The 1,568-nt window shown below is 64.1% G+C and carries 1 protein-coding gene; it reads left to right on the top strand.

Going from position 1 to position 1,568, the window contains the following annotated elements; genetic code table 11:
* A partial coding sequence (locus BSP109_RS16520; protein WP_101602050.1) for a helix-turn-helix domain-containing protein occupies nt 1-279 on the top strand: 279 nt, incomplete at its 5' end.
* Between the last annotated feature and the right edge of the window lie 1,289 nt (nt 280-1,568).

The raw sequence follows: 1,568 nt of genomic DNA, 5'->3' as shown, positions 1-1,568 counted from the left end.
CTAGGCGCGAATCTCAGGCGTCAGCGACGGCACTGGAGCCTCTCCCAGGAGGCGCTCGCCCATCGCGTCGGACTCTCCCCTCGGTACGTTGCGGGCATCGAGCGGGGCGAGCGGAATCTGACTCTCGATACGCTCGACGAAGTCGCGGGGCACCTTGGCCTCGATCCCGTTGAGCTGATCAGCGGCACGTTGCGCGACGAACTGCCGGAGGAGCAGGACGGGCCGGTCATGCGCAAGCCGGTCGGCCGTCGGGTAGTGCCTCGGCCCTACCCCGAGTAGCCACCAGCCGCCGCTTGGACTGGCGACCGTGGTGTAGTCGTAGCCGAGGTCACGAGCGCACGACGCCCAGTTGGAAAGCCAGGGCTTGCCGTCGGCGCTCGTTGAGCAGCAGGCAATCGGGGGCCCTCGCCCGCGGCCCGCTGAGTGCTCCCTGCGGTACGTCGCGGGTATCGAGTAGGGCCTCGACCACGGCCCGCCAGGTACCACGAAGGGGCCAGCAAAGGGCCATGATCTGGGTCTGCGAACGGCCATGAAAGAACGATGATTGCGTACTATCTCCGGGGCATGACTCGATCGCGTGCTGCTCCACGAGGGCCACGACAACCGTGGCACCGCTGTGCAGCGGGCACGGGTCGAGCGCTCAACCGTGGCGTGCGGTCGTGACACCGCCGTGTCGATCAAGGGCCACTCAAGGGCCTCGATCACGGCCCGCCAGGTACCACGAAGGGGCCAGGAAAGGGTCATGATCTGGGTCCGCGAACGGCCATGAAAGAACGATGATTGCGTACTATCTCCGGGGCGTGACTCGATCGCGTGCTGCTCCACGAGGGCCACGACAACCGTGGCACCGCTGTGCAGTGGCACGGGTCGAAGCGCACCGCTGTGGCGTGCGGTCGTGCGCAACGAGTCATTGCACGGTTGCACAGATTTCAGACTCGTTGCACAGGTGGTTGCACAGCGTTTTGCCGTGTGATCTCAACGATCTTGACCTCGAAGAGACAGTACTGTGCAACTGTGCAACGACCCTTCAAGAAAAAATGTAGGGCGATTGAACGTGCTTCACTCTGCGTCTATGTTGATAACTTTCGCGCCTCTGGTTGCACAGTCGCACAAGCCCTCAGCAACACCCCGGAGAACGTTGCAATCACGCGGAAGAGCGCCGTGCAACCACCGGTGCAACGAGCCGATCTGACGTTGCACGGTCGCTGCAGGGTTGCACGACTCGATCGCCTGGGGCTCCACGACGGCCACGACAACGGTGGCACCGCTGTGCAGTGGCACAGGTCGAAGCGCGCAACCGTGGCGCCTCCGGGCGCACGACTCGATCGCGTGGGGCTCCACGACGGCCACGACAACGGTGGCACCGCTGTGCAGTGCCGGCGCAGGTACGTGTCGCCATGTCTGCCCGTTGAAGATCCGCGACTTGTCCGGCATTACTGGTTACGGAAGACGAACACGCCCCCACTGGGGCTGTCGGCGGTGGTGTAGTCGTAGCCGAGGTCACGAGTCCACGAATCCCAGTTGAAGTAGCGCACTACCTCTTCAGGCACGTCGTGCAGTAGTCCGAT

This window comes from Brevibacterium sp. Mu109, assembly GCF_900169375.1.
GTDB classification, from domain to species: domain Bacteria; phylum Actinomycetota; class Actinomycetes; order Actinomycetales; family Brevibacteriaceae; genus Brevibacterium; species Brevibacterium yomogidense_A.
The sequence above is the reverse complement of the archived record's forward strand: the minus strand, read 5'-3'. Positions and strand labels throughout refer to the sequence as shown.